This is a genomic window from Neoroseomonas oryzicola (genome assembly GCF_012163135.1).
Classification (GTDB): Bacteria; Pseudomonadota; Alphaproteobacteria; order Acetobacterales; family Acetobacteraceae; genus Neoroseomonas; species Neoroseomonas oryzicola.
Map to the genome: position 1 here is coordinate 1 of NZ_JAAVUP010000009.1, position 20,827 is coordinate 20,827.

22 protein-coding genes are annotated in these 20,827 nt (G+C 73.1%); 16 read left to right on the forward strand and 6 right to left on the reverse strand.

Annotated features, from left to right (window positions below):
* The first annotated feature begins 128 nt into the window (after positions 1-128).
* Entirely contained in the window at positions 129-359 is a 231-nt protein-coding gene (locus GWK15_RS20150; RefSeq protein ID WP_168043186.1) for a hypothetical protein, read from the forward strand.
* 80 nt (positions 360-439) lie between these two features.
* Complete coding sequence (gene ispH, locus GWK15_RS20155; RefSeq protein WP_168043187.1) at positions 440-1,366, forward strand: 4-hydroxy-3-methylbut-2-enyl diphosphate reductase; 927 nt, start codon at positions 440-442, stop codon at positions 1,364-1,366.
* Positions 1,367-1,372: 6 nt separating this feature from the next.
* On the opposite strand, the gene GWK15_RS20160 is transcribed toward ispH, so the two are convergent.
* Positions 1,373-2,638 (reverse strand): MgtC/SapB family protein, encoded by a 1,266-nt coding sequence (locus GWK15_RS20160; protein ID WP_168043188.1) that lies wholly within the window; start codon positions 2,636-2,638, stop codon positions 1,373-1,375.
* 80 nt (positions 2,639-2,718) lie between these two features.
* Here GWK15_RS20160 and GWK15_RS20165 point away from each other — a divergent pair, with 80 nt between their 5' ends.
* Both GWK15_RS20165 and GWK15_RS20170 read left to right on the forward strand, forming a co-directional pair.
* On the forward strand, positions 2,719-3,540 hold the full coding sequence (locus GWK15_RS20165) for a HesA/MoeB/ThiF family protein (protein WP_168043189.1): 822 nt from the start codon (positions 2,719-2,721) through the stop codon (positions 3,538-3,540).
* 70 nt (positions 3,541-3,610) lie between these two features.
* The gene (locus GWK15_RS20170; protein WP_168043190.1) at positions 3,611-5,506 is read left to right on the forward strand and encodes a hypothetical protein; all 1,896 of its coding nucleotides are present in this window, start codon (positions 3,611-3,613) and stop codon (positions 5,504-5,506) included.
* Between the two features lie 10 nt (positions 5,507-5,516).
* Here GWK15_RS20170 and GWK15_RS20175 read toward each other — a convergent pair whose 3' ends face one another.
* Entirely contained in the window at positions 5,517-8,624 is a 3,108-nt protein-coding gene (locus tag GWK15_RS20175; protein ID WP_168043191.1) for an AAA family ATPase, read from the reverse strand.
* A gap of 47 nt (positions 8,625-8,671) precedes the next feature.
* Here GWK15_RS20175 and GWK15_RS20180 point away from each other — a divergent pair, with 47 nt between their 5' ends.
* Genes GWK15_RS20180 through GWK15_RS20205 form a run of 6 tightly spaced genes read left to right on the forward strand, consistent with a single transcriptional unit; the run spans position 8,672 to position 11,531 of the window.
* Complete coding sequence (locus GWK15_RS20180; protein WP_168043192.1) at positions 8,672-9,019, forward strand: hypothetical protein; 348 nt, start codon at positions 8,672-8,674, stop codon at positions 9,017-9,019.
* Positions 9,020-9,033: 14 nt separating this feature from the next.
* Positions 9,034-9,387, forward strand: a complete 354-nt coding sequence (locus GWK15_RS20185) for a DsrE family protein (RefSeq protein ID WP_272870074.1) — start codon at positions 9,034-9,036, stop codon at positions 9,385-9,387.
* A gap of 44 nt (positions 9,388-9,431) precedes the next feature.
* Positions 9,432-10,319 (forward strand): SH3 domain-containing protein, encoded by an 888-nt coding sequence (locus GWK15_RS26085; protein ID WP_245211787.1) that lies wholly within the window; start codon positions 9,432-9,434, stop codon positions 10,317-10,319.
* A 44-nt stretch (positions 10,320-10,363) separates the two neighbouring features.
* On the forward strand, positions 10,364-10,657 hold the full coding sequence (locus GWK15_RS26390) for an SH3-like domain-containing protein (RefSeq protein ID WP_168043193.1): 294 nt from the start codon (positions 10,364-10,366) through the stop codon (positions 10,655-10,657).
* On the forward strand, positions 10,654-10,947 hold the full coding sequence (locus tag GWK15_RS26395; protein ID WP_168043194.1) for an SH3-like domain-containing protein: 294 nt from the start codon (positions 10,654-10,656) through the stop codon (positions 10,945-10,947). The genes GWK15_RS26390 and GWK15_RS26395 overlap by 4 nt, the downstream gene beginning before the upstream one ends.
* The gene (locus GWK15_RS20205) at positions 10,947-11,531 is read left to right on the forward strand and encodes a nitrile hydratase subunit alpha (RefSeq protein ID WP_168043195.1); all 585 of its coding nucleotides are present in this window, start codon (positions 10,947-10,949) and stop codon (positions 11,529-11,531) included. The genes GWK15_RS26395 and GWK15_RS20205 overlap by 1 nt, the downstream gene beginning before the upstream one ends.
* Here GWK15_RS20205 and GWK15_RS20210 read toward each other — a convergent pair whose 3' ends face one another.
* Together GWK15_RS20210 and GWK15_RS20215 are read right to left on the reverse strand one after the other, a co-directional pair.
* Complete coding sequence (locus GWK15_RS20210; RefSeq protein ID WP_168043196.1) at positions 11,532-12,884, reverse strand: MATE family efflux transporter; 1,353 nt, start codon at positions 12,882-12,884, stop codon at positions 11,532-11,534.
* Positions 12,877-13,362, reverse strand: coding sequence for a winged helix-turn-helix transcriptional regulator (locus GWK15_RS20215; protein ID WP_168043197.1), 486 nt, complete (start codon positions 13,360-13,362; stop codon positions 12,877-12,879). The genes GWK15_RS20210 and GWK15_RS20215 overlap by 8 nt, the downstream gene beginning before the upstream one ends.
* Positions 13,363-13,536: 174 nt before the next feature.
* Here GWK15_RS20215 and GWK15_RS20220 point away from each other — a divergent pair, with 174 nt between their 5' ends.
* Positions 13,537-14,031 carry a GcrA family cell cycle regulator gene (locus GWK15_RS20220; protein WP_168043198.1) on the forward strand — a complete coding sequence of 165 codons (495 nt, stop codon included), beginning with the start codon at positions 13,537-13,539 and terminating at the stop codon, positions 14,029-14,031.
* A 226-nt stretch (positions 14,032-14,257) separates the two neighbouring features.
* Here the strand turns inward: GWK15_RS20220 and GWK15_RS20225 are convergent, their stop codons facing one another.
* The gene (locus GWK15_RS20225) at positions 14,258-14,932 is read right to left on the reverse strand and encodes a hypothetical protein (protein ID WP_168043199.1); all 675 of its coding nucleotides are present in this window, start codon (positions 14,930-14,932) and stop codon (positions 14,258-14,260) included.
* 146 nt (positions 14,933-15,078) lie between these two features.
* Here GWK15_RS20225 and GWK15_RS20230 point away from each other — a divergent pair, with 146 nt between their 5' ends.
* The 4 genes from GWK15_RS20230 (at position 15,079) to GWK15_RS20245 (ending at position 18,523) form a co-directional block, all read left to right on the forward strand.
* Positions 15,079-15,930, forward strand: coding sequence for a SirB1 family protein (locus tag GWK15_RS20230; protein ID WP_168043200.1), 852 nt, complete (start codon positions 15,079-15,081; stop codon positions 15,928-15,930).
* A 58-nt stretch (positions 15,931-15,988) separates the two neighbouring features.
* Positions 15,989-16,957, forward strand: a complete 969-nt coding sequence (locus GWK15_RS20235; RefSeq protein ID WP_168043201.1) for a Bug family tripartite tricarboxylate transporter substrate binding protein — start codon at positions 15,989-15,991, stop codon at positions 16,955-16,957.
* A gap of 67 nt (positions 16,958-17,024) precedes the next feature.
* A complete protein-coding gene (locus GWK15_RS20240; RefSeq protein WP_168043202.1) occupies positions 17,025-17,798 on the forward strand; it encodes a (Fe-S)-binding protein in 774 nt (257 codons plus the stop codon).
* The gene (locus GWK15_RS20245) at positions 17,795-18,523 is read left to right on the forward strand and encodes a 2OG-Fe dioxygenase family protein (RefSeq protein WP_338147306.1); all 729 of its coding nucleotides are present in this window, start codon (positions 17,795-17,797) and stop codon (positions 18,521-18,523) included. The genes GWK15_RS20240 and GWK15_RS20245 overlap by 4 nt, the downstream gene beginning before the upstream one ends.
* Positions 18,524-18,728: 205 nt before the next feature.
* Here GWK15_RS20245 and GWK15_RS20250 read toward each other — a convergent pair whose 3' ends face one another.
* Positions 18,729-19,238 carry a fasciclin domain-containing protein gene (locus GWK15_RS20250; protein WP_168043203.1) on the reverse strand — a complete coding sequence of 170 codons (510 nt, stop codon included), beginning with the start codon at positions 19,236-19,238 and terminating at the stop codon, positions 18,729-18,731.
* Positions 19,239-19,402: 164 nt separating this feature from the next.
* Here GWK15_RS20250 and GWK15_RS20255 point away from each other — a divergent pair, with 164 nt between their 5' ends.
* Positions 19,403-20,827 carry a LutB/LldF family L-lactate oxidation iron-sulfur protein gene (locus GWK15_RS20255; protein ID WP_168043204.1) on the forward strand — a complete coding sequence of 475 codons (1,425 nt, stop codon included), beginning with the start codon at positions 19,403-19,405 and terminating at the stop codon, positions 20,825-20,827.

Sequence of the window (20,827 nt, forward strand, 5' to 3'; positions counted from 1 at the left end):
GGGGGCGCCCGGGGGGGGGGGCACCCGGCCGTTCCCCCCCCGGGGGGGGGGGGGGGGCGAGCAGAACGCGCCCGGAGCCCCCCCCCAGCCGGACCGGCACGGGAACCTTTCCCTGGGCCGCCGCCGCGGTGGCGGCGGCCGTCTTCGACCTGACCGGCAGCCTCATCGCCGCCATCGCGACGGCGGCCATTCCCTTCGCGCTGGGCGTCACGAACCTGATGCCCTTCGCGGGCTGGGCCGTGCCGGTGGCCTTCGTGGCCTGGGCGGTGACGGCCCGCACCCTGGCGCCGGAGGCGAATGCCGCCGCGCCGGCGCCGGACCGCGCCGTCCTCGCCGCCGCGCCGGCCGCCACGGACTGATCCCGGCCACCCGCACCGCTTGCATTCCGGCGAACCGACCCAAACCTCTTACCAGAGAACAAGTCGGGAGCCTGTCCGGGATGCGGGTGATCTTGGCGCAGCCGCGCGGATTCTGCGCGGGCGTTGTGCGTGCGGTTGACATCGTCGAGCGCGCGCTCGCGACCTTCGGGCCACCCGTCTATGTCCGGCACGAGATCGTCCACAACGCGCATGTCGTGGCCGACCTCAAGGCCCGCGGCGCGGTCTTCGTGCGCGAGGTGGACGAGATTCCCGAAGGCGCGGTCGCCGTCTTCTCCGCCCATGGCGTGGCGCGGAAGGTCGAGCGCGCGGCGGCGGAGCGCGGCCTCGACGTGCTGGACGCGACCTGCCCGCTGGTCACGCGCGTGCACAATGACGGGCGCCGCTACGCCGCCCAGGGCCGCGCCGTCATCCTGGTCGGCCATGCCGGCCATCCGGAGGTGATCGGCACGCTCGGCCAGATCGAGGGCGAGGTGCACCTGGTCGCCACTGCCGAGGACGTCGCCGCCCTGCCGATCCCGCCCGACCGGCCGGTCGCCTACGTCACCCAGACCACGCTGTCGGTGGATGAGACGCGGGGTGTGATCGCCGCCATCGCGGCGCGCTTCCGCGACGTCGCCGGGCCCGACACCCGCGGCATCTGCTACGCGACGCAGAACCGCCAGACGGCGGTGCAGGACCTCGCGCGCGTCGCGGAGCTCGTCCTGGTCATCGGTTCGGCCAATTCGTCGAATTCCAATCGGCTGCGGGAGATCGCCGCGGAGTGCGGCGTGCGCGCGCACCTGATCCCGGATGCCGGGGCACTCGACCCGGCGTGGCTCGAGGGCGTGCGGGTGGTGGGGGTGACGGCTGGCGCCTCGGCGCCCGAGCGGCTGGTCGAGGCGCTAGTCGCGCGGCTGCGCGCCCTTGGCGCCACCGCGGTCGAACCGCTGCCCGGCCCCATCGAGGACGTCGCCTTCCGCCTGCCGCCGCGCCTCGCTGCGGCCTGAGTCGCCTCAGCCCGGGGTGGCGAGGAGCGCCGCCGCTCCGGCGGCCAGACCCGCAGCGGAGCCCATCCCGAAGATCCGCCCGAAGCGTCCGCTGCCCAGCGTCACGCCATAGGCGGCCTTGGCGACGATGTTGCTCGCCACCGCCACGGCGACCGCCTTCGCCGCCAGGGCCGTGGTGATGGTCTCGGGTGCCAGGAGCGGGACGGACAGGGTGATCGCGTCCACGTCGGTCAGCCCCGTGACGGCGGCGATGACGATGACCGCGGCGCCGCCGAGCCTCTCCGAGCCGAACTTCGCCAGCGCGCCGACGCCCGCCAGCAGCAGCGCCATGCGCAGCACGGCGCCGATCTCGAAGGGATTGCCGAGCGGCGTGTCGGTGTCGGAGGCGCCGCTCCGCCGCCGCACCAGCACCGCGGCGACCAGCCCCATCGCCGCCGCGGCGGCCAGCAGCGCCGGCGACAAGGCCCGTGCCGTTTCCGGCGCCACGATGAAGGCCAGCACCGCCGTCCGCAAGCAGGAGACGACGCCCGCCACCAGCGCCCCGGCCGCGAGCGCCCCCGCCGCACCGCCCTTCGCCGAGGAGGCGGCATTCGACAGCGTCACGGCGGTCGAGGAGACTAGCCCGCCCGCCGCCCCCGCGAGCAGCAGCCCCGTGCCCTCGCCGCCGAGCTTGATGCCGAGGTAGCCGAGGAAGGAGATCCCGGCGAGCAGGATGGCCAGCGTCCAGACCTTGTGCGGGTTCACCCCGGCGAGCCAGGGGATCGGCACGTCCGGCACCAGCGGTAGCGCGACCAGCGTCATGGACAGCAGCAGGATGGCGGATCGCAGCTCGACCCAGGTGATGCGCGCCATCAGCCCGTGCAGGCTTTCCCGCGCCGCGAGCACGGCGGTCATGGCGACTGCGGCCGCACCGGCGGCCTGGGCTTCCCCCGCCATGGCCAGCGCGCCCAGCGCATAGGTCGCCACCGCCGCGACCAGGCTGGTGGCGCTGTAGCGATCCTCGGCCTCGGCTTCCCGCAGGGCGAAGGGGATCAGCGCCGCCATCAGCGCGAACAGCCCGGCGCCCAGCAGCAGCGCCCCGCCCACGGGCCCGAGCGGAGCGGCGAGCGCCGCCACGATGCCGCCCGACAGGCCGACAAGGGCGAAGGTCCGCACGCCGGCGGTGCGCTTGCCGGCGGCCTCGTCCCGTTCGCGCCAGTGTCGTTCCGCACCCACCAGCAATCCGATGGCCAGCGCGACCGCCAGGCGACGGATCAGGTCCTCCCCATGCATGGCGGCATTTCGCGCCGCGGCGGCCCGCGCCGCAAGGGTGCGGCTTGCGCCGGCGGGTGCGGCGCGCCCATATCCCGGCCATGGACCTCGACTTCACCACGGCGGAGTTGCACCGCTATTCGCGCCACATCCTGCTCGAGGAGGTGGGCGCGACCGGCCAGGCGAAGCTGCGCGCCGCGCGCGTTCTCGTGGTCGGCGCCGGCGGGCTGGGCTCGCCGCTGTCGCTGTATCTGGCCGCGGCGGGGGTGGGCACGATCGGGCTGATCGACCACGACGTGCTGGAACTGTCGAACCTGCAGCGGCAGGTGGCGCACACCACCGCGCGCATCGGGCGCAACAAGGCCGAAAGCGCCGCCGAGACGCTCACCGCCCTGAACCCCGGCACGCGCGTCGAGGTCCATGCGCGGCGGCTGGACGTCGCGGCGGCGCTCGAACTGATCCCGCGCTACGACATCGTCTGCGATGGCACCGACAATTTCGCGACGCGCTTCCTGCTCGGCGATGCCTGCCACCTGCTGAAGCGGCCGCTGGTCAGCGCGGCGGTGCTGCGCTTCGAAGGGCAGCTTTCGGTCTTCGCCGGGCATGACGGCATCCATCCCTGCCATCGCTGCCTGCATCCCGAGCCCCCGCCGCCGGGCCTGGTGCCGACCTGTTCCGAGGCCGGCGTGCTCGGCGCCGTGACCGGCGTGATGGGCACGCTGCAGGCGACCGAGGTGCTGAAGCTCATCATGGGCATCGGCGATCCGCTGAAGGGCCGGCTGCTGCTGTGGGATGCGCTCGATGCGCGGTTCCGCACGGTGCGGCTGAAGCGCGACCCGGGCTGCGCGCTGTGCGGCGATGTGCCGCAGATCACGGACCTCTCGGGCCATCTGGAGTCCGCGCCGCCCGTCTGCGCGATCTGACCTCCGCGCGCTTGACGCGGGCGGGGCCCGGCGGGAACGGTGGCGGTTCGTTCCGGGCGGGAAGGCGGCCATGCTGATCGGCAGGATTTTCGGACGCGGCGTGTGCCGCTGCGGTTCGGCCGCGGATGCGCGGCCGCTGACGGCAGCACCCGTGCAGCCGCAGCGCGGCGGGGATCCCGCACTCGGGCCGGCTTTCGGGCCGCTGCCGGCGCCGATCGGCGCATGGACGCCGTTCCGGTGGGGCGCGATCGAGGTGTTCTACACGCTGAACAGGGACGCGCATCCCGCGCATGCCCTGCCGGACGCCATCAAGGATCCGCCGAAACAGGCGGACGACTGCGTGATCGGCGGCATCGCGTTAGGGCGTGTCGAAGACCTCGCCCATCCGGCCCATGTGCAGAAGGTCGCGCTGATGGCCGAGCATTGCCTCGGCGTCTATCGCGGCTTCGGCTTCAGGGTGCCGGCATCGCTGCGCATCCACCTCTGCACCTTCGGCACCGATGCGGATGCGAATTTCCGGGGCGGGACCGAGGTCTGGCTCGACCATGTCTGGGTCTCGACGCGACTGAACGAGACGGATGCGCTGCTGACCGTCGCGCACGAGGTCTTCCACCGCGTGCAGTACGAATACAACGCGACCATCGCCAAGACCTCGCCCTTCTATGCCGCGCTGCGCGAGGGCGGGGCGCGCCTCGCCGAGGACTGGGTGCTCGATTCCGGCGACCGCTACCTCAAGGACGGCATCGAGTTCCTCGAGGATCCCGGCCGGCCGCTGATGCACCATCCGGGACCTGGCCCGGAAATCCCGCCGCATTCCTACGCCGCCGCGCTGTTCTGGCGCTGGCTGTGCGAACAGCATGGCGAGATCCGCAGCGGCACCGACGGCATCGAGGTGATGCGCACCATCCTCGAGACCATGAAGGACGGTTCCGGCTACATCCTGACCGACCTGCGCGAGGCGCGCGGCGCCGTGGTGGGGGAGGGGCATCTCGATGCCTTCCAGCACCTCGACCGCGCGGCGGGCGAGACGCTGTCGACCGAGACCGACTGGGGCAATTTCCTCGTCGCCAACTGGATGCACGGCACGGCGAGCCCGACGCCCGACAAGCGCTTCGACTATGTCGAGGACGACGACCTTGGCGGCAGTTTCTCCCGCCGTCGTCCCTTCGTCTGGCCGGGGGAGAAGAAGACCGCGGCGGACCTCGCCGCGAAGCCCTTCGCCTTCGAGATCCCGCGCGGCGCCGTCCGGGCGGGCTTCTCCGCGCGCTACACGGTGGTCGATCTGTCCCAGGGCACGCCGCCGCCCCTGCTGCGCCTCGACTTCAAGGTGCTGGAGGGCATGGAGGATCCGCTCGTCCAGGTGCTGATGATCGGCCGCAACGCCGCGGGCAAGGAGGACCTCAAGGACCTGCTGCGCAGCGACCGCACGGACTGGACGACCTTCATCCCGACGAAGGGCCTGACGCAGGTGGTGGTGATCGTCGCGGCGCGGGAGCATCCGGGGCGGTATCGCATCGCCCTCGCGCCCGCTGCCGGCCAGGTGGTGCTGCACGCGGCGGCGTGCAATGCCGCCCCGGGCCGGAGCTACGAGACCGACCCGCGCGAGGGCGCCTGGCCCTGGACCTCGCCCGACGTGGCGCTGGACGGCGATGCGGTGCGCGTGCGCGTCACCAATCGCGGCGATGCGCCGAGCGGCCCGGTGACGGTGACGCTGGCGGCCCAGGGAACGACGCGCGACGTGCCGCTGCGCGCCGGCCGCTGGACCGATGTGGGGGAGGCGACGACCGGCTCCATCGCCCCGGGCGCGACGGCGGAATTCCGCATTCCGTGGACGGCGCCGCGCACCCCGGCGGCGGCGACCGGCTGGGGCCTGAGGGCGCGGATCGCTTCGGGCGGCGCGGCCTTCGTCGTGCTGTCCTCGGTCGGCAGGCTCTCGCTGCCGGACCGGATCGACGCGGTCCTCTGACCGCCGCGCGTCAGAAGCGCGCGGGGGCCGAAAGGGCGCGGATCTGCGCGGCGAGGGGGCGCAACGACAGCGCCTCCGCTTCCTCGAGCGCTTGGGCGGCGAGCGCGGCGGCGCCGTCCTCGTCGCCGGCCTGGCGGGCCAGCTGCGCCTCGACCATCAGCGCATGGGCCACGGCACCGCGCGATCCCTGCCGTTCGGCGAGGCTGCGCGCCGCCTTGGCCTGGGTCGCGGCCTCGGCCCTTTGGCCATCGGCGAGGAGCGCCTCGGCCAGCATGGCGAGCCGCAGCGGCTGCTGGAACATGAAGCCCATGCGGTCGGCATCGGCGACGGCGGCGGTCAGTTGTCGCACCCCGTCGGCCCAGCGCCCCGCCGCGGTGCAGGCGGCGCCGAAGAAGCCCTCGGCCACCGGGATCATCAGTTCCGTCTCGGCCTTGCGCGCGAAGTCGAGCGCGGCCTCGAGCGAGGCCATGGCCGCGGTCGGCTCGCCGGTCATCAGTCGCAGATGGCCTTCGGCGATGCTCGCGAAGATCGAGGTGAAGGGCCGCTGCACGGTGGCGGCGAGCGCCTGGCAGGCCTCCACCGCCTCCGAGGCGCGCTGGAATTCCCCGAGCTCGGACAGCGCGCGGGCGCGGTAGCCGAGGGCGACGACTGTCAGCGGCCGCTCGAGCCCGAAGCGGTCGAGGTAGCCCGGCTGCTCGGCGAATTCGGCGACCGTCGCCATGGAGTCCGCCGCCGCGGCGAACTGGCACAGCCCCATCTGCCCCAGCCCGGCCTGGAAGCCGGCGCGCACCACCAGGGCGCGGTCCCCCGCGCTGCGTCCGATCGCCGCGGCGCGTTCCGCCGCGCCGATCGCCCCGGCATTGTCGCCGGCGAGCCAGCGCTGGTGGCTCATGAACAGGGCCAGCTGGCCGAGCCGTTCGTGGTCGCCCAGGCGTTCGGCGATCTCCTCCGCTTCCCGCAACCGGCCGAACAGTGGTGCCACCTGGCCGAGGCGGAACAGCGGCGTGCGCAGGTCGAAGCGCAGGTCGACGGCCTCGCGCAGCACCTCCTCGGTCTCTGGCAGGTGGGCGAGGGCCTCCATCGCCTGTTCTAGGAACTGCACCGCCTCGCGGTTGGCCGAGCGCGCGGCGGCCTTGCCGCCGGCCTGCCGCCCGTAATGCGCTGCCTTGGTCCAGGTCTCGCCGCGCGCGGCGTGCAGGGCGAGCGCCTCGATCCGGTTGGTCAGGCGGTCGCCGAGCGGGCCCTCCAGCACCTCGACCAGCCGGGCATGCTGGGCGCGGCGATGGGACCGCAGCATCCCGGCATAGGCGGTTTCCTGGATCAGGGCGTGGCGGAAATTGTAGGTCGCCTCGGCGGCCTCGATCTCGCGCACCAGCAGGTTCGCGCGTTCGAGCCGCACCAGTGCGGGCAGCACCTCGCCGTCCGGGACGTCGAGCATGGCCGCGAGGATGCGCGGTTCCACGTCGCGCGCCATGATCGCCGACGCCTGCGCCACCTGCTTGTCGGTCGGCAGCAGGCGGTCGAGGCGCGAGGCGATGATGCTGCGCACCGTGTCCGGCAGGTCGAGCGTCTCGAGTTCCGCGACCAGGCGGTAGGCGCCGCGTTCGCCGACCAGCGCGCCCTGTTCCAGCAGCGAGGAGATGCATTCCTCGAGGAAGAAGGGATTGCCGCCGGTGCGTTCCGCCAGCAGCCGGGCGAGCCGGTGGTTGGCGACATGGTCGCCGAGCATCTGGCGGATCAGCTCGAGCGTGTTCTCGCGCGACAGCGGCTCGACCCGCAGCGCGGTGACCGAGGACGGCCAGGACCGGCTGAATTCCGGCCGGTGGTCGAGCAGCAGCATCTGCCGCGTCTCGGGCAGGGATTCCGCGACGCGGTCGAGCACAGCGAGCGTCTCGCCATCCGCCCAGTGCAGGTCCTCGACGGTGAGGACGAGCGGGCGTTCCTCGGCCAGGTGGCGAAACAGCCCGGTGAAGGCGGTGTGCAGGCGCCGCTGCCGCTGGTCGGGCGCGAGGGCACGCCAGCCGGCCTGCTCGGCGCCGCGGCTCAGCGTCGCGACCAGGGCCGGGATCGAATCCGCCATGCGGGTTCCGGCATCCCGCAGCCCGTGCTCGACGCGTTCCTGCACGCGGTCGGTGTCGTCCTCGGGCGCGATGCCGAAATGGCTGCGCGCCAGCGTCGCGAGCGGCGCGAGCGGCGTCGTCGCGTCGTAGGGCTGGCAGAAGGCGTGCATGACGCGCGGATTGTCGCGCGGCTGCCGGGCGAGGAATTCGTGCACCAGCCGCGACTTGCCGCAGCCCGCATCGCCCACCAGCACCACGCCCCCGCCCTGTCCGGCGGCGCTGCGGTCCAGCGTCGCCATCAGCGTCGCCATCTCGGCATCGCGGCTGACGAAGGGCGCGTGGCCGCGCCGCGCGCTGACCTGCAGGCGCGGGCGGCGCGGATCGGCCGCGACCAGGCGATAGACCTCGACGGGCTCGGTCGCGCCGCGCAGTTCCAGCATGCGCGGCGTGTCGGCGGTGACGTAGCCCTCGACCAGGCGCAGCGTCGCGGCCGAGATCCACACCTCGCCCGGTTCGGTCGCCTGTTCGATGCGGGCAGCGATGTGCACCACGGCCCCCGCGGCATCGAGGCCCATGGCGAGGTCGTTGGCGACGTCGTGGACCACCACCTCGCCCGAATGCACGCCGATGCGCGCGGAGATGTCGACGCCGAGGCGCGCACGCTGGTCGAGCGCCACCTTGCGCAGCGCGTCGCGCATGTGCACGGCCGCGCAGCAGGCGCCGAGCGCGTGCTGTTCCATCGCGACCGGCGCGCCGAACATCGCCATCACGCCGTCGCCCTGCACGCGGTTGACGGTGCCGCCGAAGCGGCGGACGGCATCGACCATCGCGTCGGTGGACGGGCGCAGCAATTCGCGCGCGCGCTCGGGGTCCTCGTTGAAGATCAGCCTGGTCGATCCGCGCACGTCGGCGAAGAGCACCGTCAGCGCCTTGCGTTCCTCGGTGCGCGCATTCGCCGATGCGCCGAGGAAATGACCGCAGACATGACAGAATCGTGCCCCCGTCAGCGACGGTGTCGCGCACTTCGCACAGACCGGGCTATCTTCCGGAGGGGGCATCGTGATGCATTATCATATGCATCGTTACTTGGGGGATGGGTGATCAGATGAGCGACGATCCATTTCAGAGCATGCCTCTGGCGAAGGCGCGCGAGGCCGCCTTCGACGCGGACAACGATCGTGCGAGCTACGAAATCCTGTGGACGCCGGGTTCCGTGACGCGGGCGGTGTTCCATCCGGGCGCGTTCAAGGTGACCTATCGGCAGAACGGACGCATCCAGCGCTACCTGATGAAGGACGGCGTGTGGGAAGCGCAGGAACCGGAGGACGTCGTCGCCGGCCAGACCATCACGCGTGATGAGACGGGAACAATTCAGCGCGTCGTCAACCTGGGCGCGAATGATCTCGAGGCCGACAAGGACCAGGATGGCGGCCGCTCGAAGGTCTGGCCCTGACGCGACTCGGCATCCTGCTCGAAGCGGGCACGCATGAGCGTGCCCATTACGCGCTGGTCGTCGCCGCCGGCGCTGCGGCGCTCGGGCGGGAGACGACGCTCTTCGTGACGAATGCGGGCTGCCGGCTGCTGCTGGATCCGACGCCGCTGCGCGACGATCCGCGCGAGGCGAGGATCGTCGCGCGCGGCGTCGCCGGCATCGCGACGCTGCTGCCCGCCTGCGCCGAACTCGGCGTGCGGATGATCGCCTGCGAGGCCGGGCTGAAGGCCGAGGGGCTCGTGGCCGCGCCGCTCGCAACTGGTGTGGAGGTTGCCGGCATCGCCACCTTCCTGTCTGCCGTGGGCGACGGGCAGATCGTCACCCTGTAGCGCGCTTGCTTGACCGCGCGGGGGCGAGGGGGGGAGACAGGGGCATGACAGCCGCCCTGCGCACCGGAGTCGTGATGCTGGCGCTGCTCGGCGCCACGCCGGCGCTCGGGCAGTCGAGCCTGGGCGGCGCGGGCAGCCTGCCGCCGCCGCAACGCCCGGGCGGCACGCCGGCCCCGACTGCGACGCCGCCGGCGGCCACGCCGTCCCAGCCGCCGCGCCAGGCGACGCCGGCCCCGGCCAACCGCCCGCCCGCCCAGGCGCAGCAGCGGTCCGGCCAGACACGGCCGCAGGCCGCCGCGCCGGTGGTGCGCCCGCCCTCGCGCCCCGACGCGCGCCCGCCGGGCGGCAGCGCCGCGGCGCGGCAGGGCGGCACCTCGCGCCGCGCCGGGGCTGCCGCGGGCGCCGCCGCGGGGGCCGCGGCCGGAGCCGCCGCCGCGCCGCGCCCGGCCGAGCCCGCGCCGGCCGCGCCGCCGCCGGAACCGCAGCCATCCATCGGGTCGGTCACGAACCTGCCGCTGCCGCGCTTCGCCGCGCTGCGCTCGGACGAGGTGAACCTGCGGACCGGCCCGGGCACGCGCTTCCCGATCGAATGGACCTACCAGCGCCGCGAATTGCCGGTGGAGATCACGCGCGAATTCGAACTCTGGCGCCGCATCCGCGACCCCGAGGGCACCGAGGGCTGGGTCCACCAGTCGACCCTGATGGGCCGGCGCAGCGCCATCGTGCGCGGCGCCCCCAACACCGAGGTCGTCCTGCGCCGCCGCCCGGAGGAGACCGCCAATCCCGTCGCGCGGCTGCGCCCCGGCGTGATCGTCCGCCTGCGCCAGTGCGAGGCGCGCAACCCGTGGTGCGAGGCCCAGGTCGGCGACCACCGCGGCTACATCCGCCGCGCCGAGGTCTGGGGCGTGCTGCCGGATGAGGAAGTGAAGTAGCCCCGGCTTGCCGGGCCGGCGCCGGGCGGCCTAGCCTCGCATCCATGTCGGACGACACCCCCATCCCGGCGACCCACGACATCGGTGGCCTCGCCCGCTTCCATTGCACGCCCGTCGAGCATGACGAGGTCCCACCCGATGGCTTCGGCCGCAAGGTCGATGCGCTGCGCCAGGTCCTCGCGCAGAAGGGGCTGATGACCGTCGACGAGCTCCGCCGCGGCATCGAGGGCATCCCCGAGGCCGAGTATTTCGCCCTCGGCTACTACGAGCGGTGGCTGCGCTCGATCACCGCGCTGATGATCGAGAAGGGCCATGTCCAGAAGGACGTGTTGGAATGAGCGACGCGCCCCGCTTCGCGCCCGGCGCGGCCGTGCGCGTGAAGGACGACTGGCCCGAGCGCCGCGGCCCCTGCCACATCCGCACGCCGCACTACATCCGCGGCCGCCGGGGGACGGTCGTGCGTCCCCTCGGCGCCTTCGCGAACCCCGAGGACCTCGCCTTCGCCCGGCCCGCGCCGAAGCGCACGCTCTACCACGTGTTGTTCGAGCAGGAGCCGATCTGGCACGAGGGCAAGCCGGCCGACACCATCATGGTCGAGGTCTTCGAACACTGGTTGGAGGAAGCCTGATGGCCGCCCCCCCGCGTCCCGAGAGCCTCGCGCTGCTCGACCGCCTGATGGCGGCGCTCGAGGCCAAGGGCATCGTCACCGAGGCCGAGATCGCCGAGCGCCAGGCCAATACCGACAAGGCGAGCCCCGAGACCGGCGCGCGCATGGTCGCGAAGGCCTGGACCGACCCGGCCTATCGCCAGCTGCTGCTGACCGACGGCAAGGCGGCGGCCGAGGCGATGGGCGTGTCGATGGCCGGCGCGCCGCCGCTCGGCGTGCTCGAGAACACGCCGACGCGGCATCACCTGGTCGTCTGCACCCTGTGCTCCTGCTACCCGCGCGCGGTGCTGGGCTATCCGCCGAATTGGTACAAATCCTTCGCCTACCGGTCGCGGGCGGTGCGCGAACCGCGCGCGGTGCTGGCGGAATGGGGCCTGAACCTGCCGGACAGCGTGGAGGTGCGCGTCGTCGACAGCACCGCCGATTATCGCTGGATGGTGCTGCCGATGCGTCCCGCCGGGACGGAGGGCTGGGACGAGGCGCGGCTCGCGAGCCTCGTCACCCGCGACGCCCTGGTCGGCGTCGCGGTCGCGAAGCCGGCCTGATCAGCCGCGGCCCGGCCACACGCCGGGCCGCACCGCCGCCGCGCAGATCGCGCCATAGGCGGTGATGCCGAGGGCGACCGCGACGAACTGGCCGGTCAGCCCGAAGCCCATCACGTCCGACAGCAGCCAGCCGCCGCCGACGGCAAGGCCGATGCGGCTGAGCCCGGCGGCGACCGGCCAGGCCATCCGTCCCGCCCCCATGGCCGCGAAGTAGAAGGCCATGCCGACGCCGAAGCCCGGCATCGCCCAGGCGATGATGCCGAGCGCCTGTGCGGCGATGACGCGCACCGCCGGGTCCGAGGTGAACAGCGCGGCGGTCTCGGCGGGGAAGATCGCGACCGGGATAGCGATGGCGCTGGTGACCCCGAGGGCGAGCGCAGCACCCGTCCAGGCGATGCGCCGGGCCTCGGCCCAGTCACGGCCGCCGACGGCGCGGCCCACGAGGGCCGTCAGCGCCGAGCCGACCCCGAAGGCGAGCGGGATCATCAGGAATTCCATGCGCGCCGAGATGCCGTAGCCCGCGACGGCGGCCGGCCCGTGGCGGGCGATATGCGCGGTGACCAGGATGGTCGCGAGGTTCGCGATGGTCGCCATGATGCAGGCGAGCAGCCCGACCGCGAGGATCCGCCGGAAATACGCCCCGCGCAGCGGCGTGCGCAGCGACAGCGTGAAGCCCGCGCCGCCGCCGAGGACCACCGCGGCCATCAGCGCGGCCACCCCCCACATCGCGATGCCGTAGGCGAGGCCGGCGCCGGCCAGGCCCATGCCGAAGGGTTCCATGAGCAGCCAGGCGAGCGGCGGATAGGCGAGCCAGCCGCCCACCATGCCGCGCGCCGCAAGCCCGTGCCGTCCGCCGCCGCGCAGGATCGAGGCGAGGGTATTGGCGAACCAGGTCGGCAGCGCGCCCACGCCGAACAGCCAGGCGGAATAGACGGCCGCGGCCGCCGCCGTGTCCGGCCCGCCGATCAGGCCGAACACCGCCTGGGGCAGGAGCACGAGTGGCACCACGAAGAGCGCCGCGCCGCCGCAGGCGATCACGAGCGCATGGGTCGCCAGCGCGGCCGCTTCGTCCCGGTTGCCGGCGCCGAGGGCGCGGGCGATCGCCGAGACGACGCCGCCCCCCATCGCGCCCGCGGTCATCTGGCTCATCAGCAGGGCGAAGGGCAGCACCAGGGCCCAGCCGGCGAGGGGCAGGGTGCCCTGCCGCGCGGCGAGCCAGGGCTCGATCAGCTGCGCCCCGACCTGCGTCGCGGCGAGCAGCGTGGTGGGCGCCGCGAGTGCGAGGATGCGGCGGATGCGGTCCCGCGTCGCGATGGTGGCGGCCGGGGCGGCAGCGGCTCCGGCGTCACCCATCGGCCTGGTCCTCGCCGAAGCGGCGGCGCACCGCGTCGTTGGCGCCGGGGCCGGGCAGGATGCGGACCTCCTCCGGCAGGATCCGCGACCCGTCGGCGCGCAGCGGCTCGGGGGCCTGCACCGGCGCGCCGGTCAGGGTGTCGATCATCACGGTGGGTGGTCCTTCCGGGCCGGAGAGATGCCGCGCGCCCCAGTCGCGGATGGCGAGGTAGAGCGGGAAGGCATCCCGCCCGCGCTCGGTGAGGCGATAGGCGTGCCGCCCGCCATCGGGCACGCGCTCGAGGATGCCGTGCTCGACCAGGGCGGAGAGGCGCGTCGAGAGGATGTTCGGTGCGATGCCGAGGTTGCGTTCGAAGGCGTCGAAGCGGGTGGTGCCGGCGAAGGCCTCGCGCAGGACCAGGATGGTCCAGCGTTCGCCCAGCACCGCCATGGCGCGGGCGACGGGGCAGCGCATGCGGGCGAAGTCGGTCCGTTGCATCGCGGGCCATCCAGTGACCGGCGCATCGGACCTGAAAAGCTTTCAATTTGCAAGTCAGCGGGCGGCGAGTCTTGTCCACAGGATTCTGTGGCTCTGCGCCATCGCAGCGCTTGTGTCCCGAGGCCCCTTTTGCCTACTGTATCTTGTGTCTGGGGGACATCGGGGGAGCTTGTCATGGACTGGACGGCGGAGGCGATCGAGCGCCTGAAGGCGCTCTGGGCCGAGGGTCACTCGACGGCGGAGATCGGTCGCCGGATGGGTATTTCGAAGAATGCCGTGGTGGGCAAGGCGCATCGCCTGAACCTCTCCGCGCGCCCGAGCCCGATCCGCCGCGACGCGGCGCCGCGCCCGGCCCCGGTGCCGCGCGCCCCGCGCCCCGTGCCGGCGCCGATCCAGCGCCTTGCGCCTGCGCCGGTGGTGCGCCCGGCCATGGCCCCGGCGCCGCAGCCGGCCCCGGTGGTCGCCGCTGCGCCGGCCCCGGTGGTACGCGGCTTCCCCGCTGCCCGGCCGCGCCTCGGCGCACGCAGCTGCTGCTGGCCGATCGGCGAACCCGGGACCAGCGGCTTCCGCTTCTGCGGCGGCGAGCCGATGGCCGGCAAGCCGTACTGCACGGAACACGCGGCGCTCGCCTATGTGAAGCCGCGCGACCGGCGCGAGGACGCGGCGTAAGGCGCTGCCGGAGGGGCGCCGCCCCTCCAGGCCTCCCCGCCAAAGGCCGAAAGGCCTTTGGGAACCATGAATTGGCGCCGGGCAGGGCGGGCTGAGGCCGCCTTCCCGGCGTTTTCATGTGCGCCCGCCCGGCTGCGGGCATCCGACACCTAGTATCGGTTTCCAAAGGCCTTTCGGCCTTTGGCAGGGAGAGCCCGAGAGGGGCGGCGCCCCTCTCGGCCCTGCGTCATCGCCTGCGCACGGGCGCGCTCTCGACCGTCGCCGCCGCCTTCTGCTGATCGAGCCGCGCCAGGTCCTCCGCCACGTAGCCGCGCAGCGTTTCGGCCGTATCGATGGTCGCCTGCGGTGCGCGTTCGGCCTGTGCGATGCCGGCGGCGGCCCCGGCGCGGATCGCCTGGGCGCGGTCGGCGAACCAGGCGTCGCGCGCCTCGGCCGAGGCGAAGGGGGAGGGCGGCATCACCACCGTGGTGTTCTCGTAGCGGCGCGTGCGGCCGGTCCGCACGGCGTCGGCCACCTGCACGACCGCGGTCGGGCCGGTCGGCTGCGGGTGGTGGATGTCGGGGGCGAAGTCGCGGATGGGGCGGATCATGGCGACCGTCTCCATCCGGCCGGCCGCGGTGCAGCGCGCCTCGATGATGGCGGTGCTGCGCGGCAGCGTGACCTGCGCCGGCGTCGTCACCGTGCCGACCGCCGCTTGCGTCGCCGTGTTGGTCAGCACGCAGGACGCGCCGGGCGGTTCGGAGGCGAGGGTGATGCTGCCCGGATAGGGCGCCGGGCGCGACGCCCCGGCGAGCGCCGTGTTGTCCGAGACCGCGCTGCCGCAGCCGGCCAGGGCCAGCAGGCCGGCCAGGCCGGCGGCAAGGGGCAAGGCCCGGCGAATGGCGGGCGTGGCGTGCGGCATGGTGGTCCCCTTCCAGGTCGCGCGGCCCCCGCGCGATGTCTCTGGGCCGGAACGTTAACCGTTCGGAAACAACCGGCAACGGGGAAAGCGCGCCGACTCCGCAGGCGTCGCTTGATGCCGCCCGCCGCCGCGCCGAGACTGTGCCCATGCCTGCTTCTTCCCAGGACGAGGCCCGCGCCGCGCTCGAGGCCGCGGGCCAGTTGCCGGACGCCGAGATCGACCTCGCCGCGACGGCGCTGCAGTTCGCCCGCATCGACGCGCCCGGGGCCGATTGGCGCCGCGCGGCGGAGACGCTGACGGGCGTCGCGCGCCTTGCCGTCGCTTCCGCCGCGGCGGACCCGATCGCCGATGGCGGGGATCTTTCGGCGCGCCGCGCCGTGCTCGCGCGCGTGATCCATGAGCTGTTCCACTTCGCCGGCGATGCCGAGACCTATGACGACCTGGCCAACGCGAACCTAATCCAGGTGCTCGAGCGCAAGCGCGGCCTGCCGGTCGCACTCGGGATCCTCTGGCTGCACGCCGCCGAGGCCGCGGGATGGGGCGCGCACGGCGTCGACTTTCCCGGCCATTTCCTGATCGCGCTGCAAGGCGAGCGCGCGCAGCAGGTGATCGACGTCTTCGGCGGCGGGGAGGCGCTCGAGGCGCCGGCGCTGCGCGGCCTGCTCAAGCGCATCGAGGGCGAGGCGGCGGAACTTCGCCCCGGCCTGCTGCGCCCGATGGGCAAGCGCGAGGTGCTGCTGCGGCTGCAGAACAACATCAAGCTGCGGCGACTGAAGGCGGGCGACCTCAAGGGCGCGCTCGACTGCACCGACGACATGCTGCGCCTCGCGCCCGATGCCGCGCCGCTGTGGCGGGAGGCGGGGCTGATGAACCAGCGGCTCGAGCGCATCGGTGCCGCACTCGCCTGCTTCGACCGCTTCCTCGACCTGGTGCCCGAGGGCGATGCGGCGGCGCGCATCCGCGCGCTGACGATCGAACTCCGCCAGCGGTTGAACTGAAGCCGCAGGCGCGTAGTCTCCGGCCCCAACAAGCAAGGGCCGGAGGATCGTCCAACCCATGAATCGTCGCCTGCTGCTCGCGGCCGGACTCGCCGCGCCGTTCGCGCGCGCCCATGCCCAGCCTGCCGGGTCGCCCAACCGGCCGATCCGCTTCGTCGTGCCCTTCGTCGCCGGCGGCAGCACCGACGTCGCGGCGCGGATCATTGCCGACCGCATGGGCGAGACGCTCGGCCAGCCGGTGATCGTGGAGAACCGCGGCGGATCGGGCGGCAACATCGGCGGGGACATCGTCGCCAAGGCGCCGCCCGACGGGCACACCATCCTGATGAGCGTGACCGGGCTGCTCGCGACCAACAAGCACATCTACCGCCAGATGGCCTTCGATCCGGACCGCGACCTCGCCCCGGTGTCCATGGCCTACACCGCCGACATGGCGATCGTCGTGACCAACCGGCTGGGCACGCGGACGCTCGCGGAGTTCGTCACGCTGGCCAAGGCCAATCCGGGGAAGTTCTCCTTCGGCTCCTCGGGGCACGGCGCCTCCACGCACACGGCGGCCGAGCTGTTCCGCCAGCAGGCGGGCATCGACATGGTGCACGTGCCCTATCGCGGGTCGGGCGCGGCGATGAACGACCTGATCTCGGGCAACATCGAGATGATGCTGGTGCAGATCGCCGGCGCGGCGGGGAGCATCCGCGCCGGGCAGGTCACCGCGCTCGCCGCGACCGGGCCGCGGCGGCACCCGCTGATCCCGGACGTGCCCTCGATCGCCGAGGCCGGCTACCCGCAGGCCGAGGCGACCTCCTGGGGCTGCGTCATGGTCCCGGCCGGGACGCCGGCGCCGGCGGTGCTGCGGCTGTCGCAGGCGGTGCGGGAGGCCGTCGTCCACCCGCCCGTCGCCCAGCGCCTGGAAGGGGCAGGCGTGGACGGCGCGGCCTCGACGCCCGAGGAACTCGCCGCCTTCCTGCGCGCCGAGAGCGAGAAGTGGGGCCGGGTGGTGCGCCAGGCCGGCATCCGCGTCGAATAGCAGGGCGGCGTCCAGGTCGGGCATCGGGGACTGTTGCCAGGGCGGCGCGGTCCCTATTCTCCGCCCCATGTCGCAGACCAAGCCGCGCGTCGCCCTCCTCGTCACCTGCCTGGTGGACCTCTACCGGCCGACCGTCGGCTTCGCGGCGATCCGATTGCTGGAGCAGGCGGGCTGCCTGGTCGAGGTGCCGCCGGCCCAGACCTGTTGCGGCCAGCCGGCCTACAACAGCGGGGATCGCGCGGCGGCGAAGGACCTCGCGCGCCAGGCGATCGACACCTTCGCGGGCTACGACTACGTCGTCGCGCCCTCGGGGTCCTGCTCCGGGATGGTCGCGCACCATTATCCGTCGCTGTTCGAGGACGACCCGCAATACCGCGCCAAGGCCGAGGCGCTGGCGGAGCGGACGCACGAGCTCGTCTCCTTCCTCCGCGACGTGATGAAGATGGAGAAGGTCGCCGCGCGCTTCGACGGCAGCGTGACCTACCATGATTCCTGCTCGGGCCTGCGGGAGATGGGCGTGAAGGCGCAGCCGCGCGCGCTGCTCGCCACCGTCGAGGGGCTGAGCCTGGCCGAGATGGCCGAGCCCGAGATCTGCTGCGGCTTCGGCGGCACCTTCTGCGTGAAGTATCCGGACATCTCGACGCGCATGGTGACGGACAAGTGCCGCGACATCGCGGCGACGGGCGCGGGCACGCTGCTCGCGGGCGACCTGGGCTGCCTGCTGAACATGGCCGGCCGCCTGAAGCGGGAGGGCAGCCCGGTGAAGGCGCGGCATGTGGCGGAGGTGCTGGCAGGCATGACGAACGACTTGGCGCCGATCGGCGAAGGCGGGTCGCGGTGACCGCCCCGGCGGGACCGCTGGCCGACCTGGCGGCGAAGGGCTTCGCCCGGGTCCCGGGCACGACGCTCATCGGACTGATGGGCGAGGCCGGGCGGGCCGAGGCGCTCGCGCGCTTCTTCGCCTCCTGGGCGCGTCTCGAGACCGATGCCTTCATGCGCGACGGCGGACGTTATCGCCGCCGCCGCATCGCGAACTTCGCCGCCGAGCCCGGCGTGCCGGGCCATGTCCGCGGGCCGCACCGGCCGCATTTCCAGGCGGTGGTGCACAACACGCTGAATGGCGGCGTGGATCGCTGGTTTGCGGCGATGGAGGACGAGGTCGCGGCCTCGGCGCCGCTGACGGCGCTGCTCGACCTCGGGCGTTCGATGGCCGAGGCGCTGCACGGGCCGCAATCCTGGTTCGTCGAGGCGCACCAGTTCCGCATCGAGGCCGCCGCCGGCGCGCCGGGCTTCCCGACGCCCGAGGGCGTGCACCATGACGGCGTGGACTTCGTGCTGATCGCGATGATCGCGCGGACGAATCTCACGGGCGGGGAAACGGTGATCGAGGACGATGCCGGCAACCGCCTGGCGCAGTTCGTCCTGCAGGACCCGCTCGACACGGCGATGGTGGACGACCCGCGGGTGATGCACGGGGTGACGCCGGTGGCACCCGCCGATCCGGCGCTGCCGTCCTGCCGGGACGTGCTGGTGCTGACCTGGAAGCGGGGCGGGGTGCCGGGGTGAGGTTGGACCGAGAGGGGCGCTGTCCCTCTCGGGCTCTCCCCGCCAAAGGCCGAAGGGCCTTTGGGAACCGGCTTCTGGTGCCGGGCGTTGCTGCGCGTAGCGACAGTGAAACGTGCGTCTGCGCGCATGTCGCCCGCGGTCCAGGGGGCCGCAAGCCCCTGGCGGGGTGGTCCGGAGGGGCGGCGCCCCTCCGGCAATCCGAGCCTCAGCTCGGGATCAGCACCGCGCCGATGACGTGGATGATCCCGTTGCTGCACAGGATGTTCGGGCGGACGATGCTGCCCGAGGCGCCGGACGGCGCGGCGTTGCCACGGGCGGCCTGGATGCGCGGCTCGGTCGCGGTGCCGCCGACCACGCGGATATCGATGCCCGAGAGCATGCGCACGCGGTTCCCGCGGGCGGCGATGTCCGGCAGGCGCAGGCGGCCGGCGGCAATCAGGTTGCGCAGCGCGGCCGGGTTGGCGTTGCGGAAGTCCGGCGGCGCCGCACCCCAGGCGAGGTTGGTCGGCGCGAAGACCGTGAACGGGCCGGGGCCCTTCAGGACATCGTCGAGGTCCGCGCGGCGCAGGGCGGAGCGGAAATCGGAGACCTCGGGGATGATCCCGAGCACGTCCATGATCGGGTAACGGCCATCGGCAGCGACCTGGGCGGTCTCGCAGCCCGCGAGCATCAGGGCCCCGCCGCCGGCGGCGAAGAGGGAACGACGCGTGATCACCGGGCGCATCTCCTTGTAACGGCGCGAATCGGGCCCCGGGCACGGGGCGCGGCCTTTTCGCGCCCCGTGCGGCATAGGGCAAGCCCCGTGACGGCCCGGCCTGTCACCGGCTGCCTTTCGCGCTAGGATAGGCGCTTCCGCAGCGTCTCCGTCGGGATATCCCCTTGGTCCAGATCACCTCCCCCGCCTTCAAGCAGAACGCGGCCCGCGCCCTGGCGGATGCCGGGCTGCAGAAGGCGCTCGGCAAGGCGAAGGGCGCCTTCCTGCAGCGCCGCGCCGAGGCCGTGGCCCGCCTGCCCGAATTCGAGGAACTGCGGAACATCGGGCGCGACATCAAGAACCACACGCTGGCGAACCTCGACTTCTACCTCGAGACCTTCGCGGCGAACGTGGAGCGCGCCGGGGGCAAGGTGCATTGGTGCTCGACGGCCGATGAGGCACGGGCGGCGGTGCTGGAGATCTGCCGCCAGGCGGGTGCTAAGACGGTCACCAAGGGCAAGTCGATGATCTCCGAGGAGATCGCCCTCAACGACCATCTCGAGAAGAACGGCGTCACGCCGGTCGAGACCGACCTCGGCGAATACATCATCCAGCTCCGCAAGGAGCATCCGAGCCACATCATCGCCCCCGCCTTCCACCTCAACCGCGAGGACTGGGAGGCGGATTTCCGCCGCATGCACACCGACCTGCCGGCGGATCGCGTGTTCAACGAACGGCGCGACATCCTCGCCGAGGCGCGCACCAAGCTGCGCCAGCGCTTCATCGCCGCCGACGTCGGCATCACCGGCGCGAACTTCCTGATCGCCGAGACCGGGTCCTCGGTGATCGTGACGAACGAGGGCAATGGCGACCTGACGCAGACGCTGCCGCGCGTGCACATCGCGCTCGCGTCGATCGAGAAGGTGGTGCCGACGCTCGAGGACGCGACATCGCTGCTGCGGCTGCTGGCGCGGTCCGCCACGGGGCAGGATTTCTCGGTCTACACGACCTTCAGCACGGGCGGGCGGCGGCCGGGCGACCTGGACGGGCCGGAGGAATATCACGTCGTCCTGATCGACAACGGCCGATCCAACATGATCGGGTCCGAGTTCCAGGAGATGCTGCGCTGCATCCGCTGCGCGGCCTGCATGAACCATTGCCCGGTCTATGGCGCGACCGGCGGGCACGCCTATGGCTGGGTCTATCCGGGGCCGATGGGGTCCGTGCTGACGCCGGCGCTGGTCGGCGTCGACAAGGCGGGGCTGCTGCCCAATGCGTCGACCTTCTGCGGCAAGTGCGAGAGCGTCTGCCCGATGAAGATCCCGCTGCCGAACATGATGCGGCATTGGCGGGAACGCGAGTTCGAGCGCCACCTGACGCCGGCGACGGTGCGCAGCAACCTCGCCCTCTGGGCCTGGGTGGCGCAGCGGCCGGGGCTCTATCGCTTCGCGACGAAGATGGCGGTGGGGACGCTGCGGCTTCTCGCGCAGGGCAAGGGGGCGCTGCGCTCCATGCCCTTCGCCGGCGGCTGGACCCAGGGGCGCGACCTGCCGGTGCCGGAGGGCGGCACCTTCATGGACCGCTACGCGAAGATGCAGCGGGGACGCTGA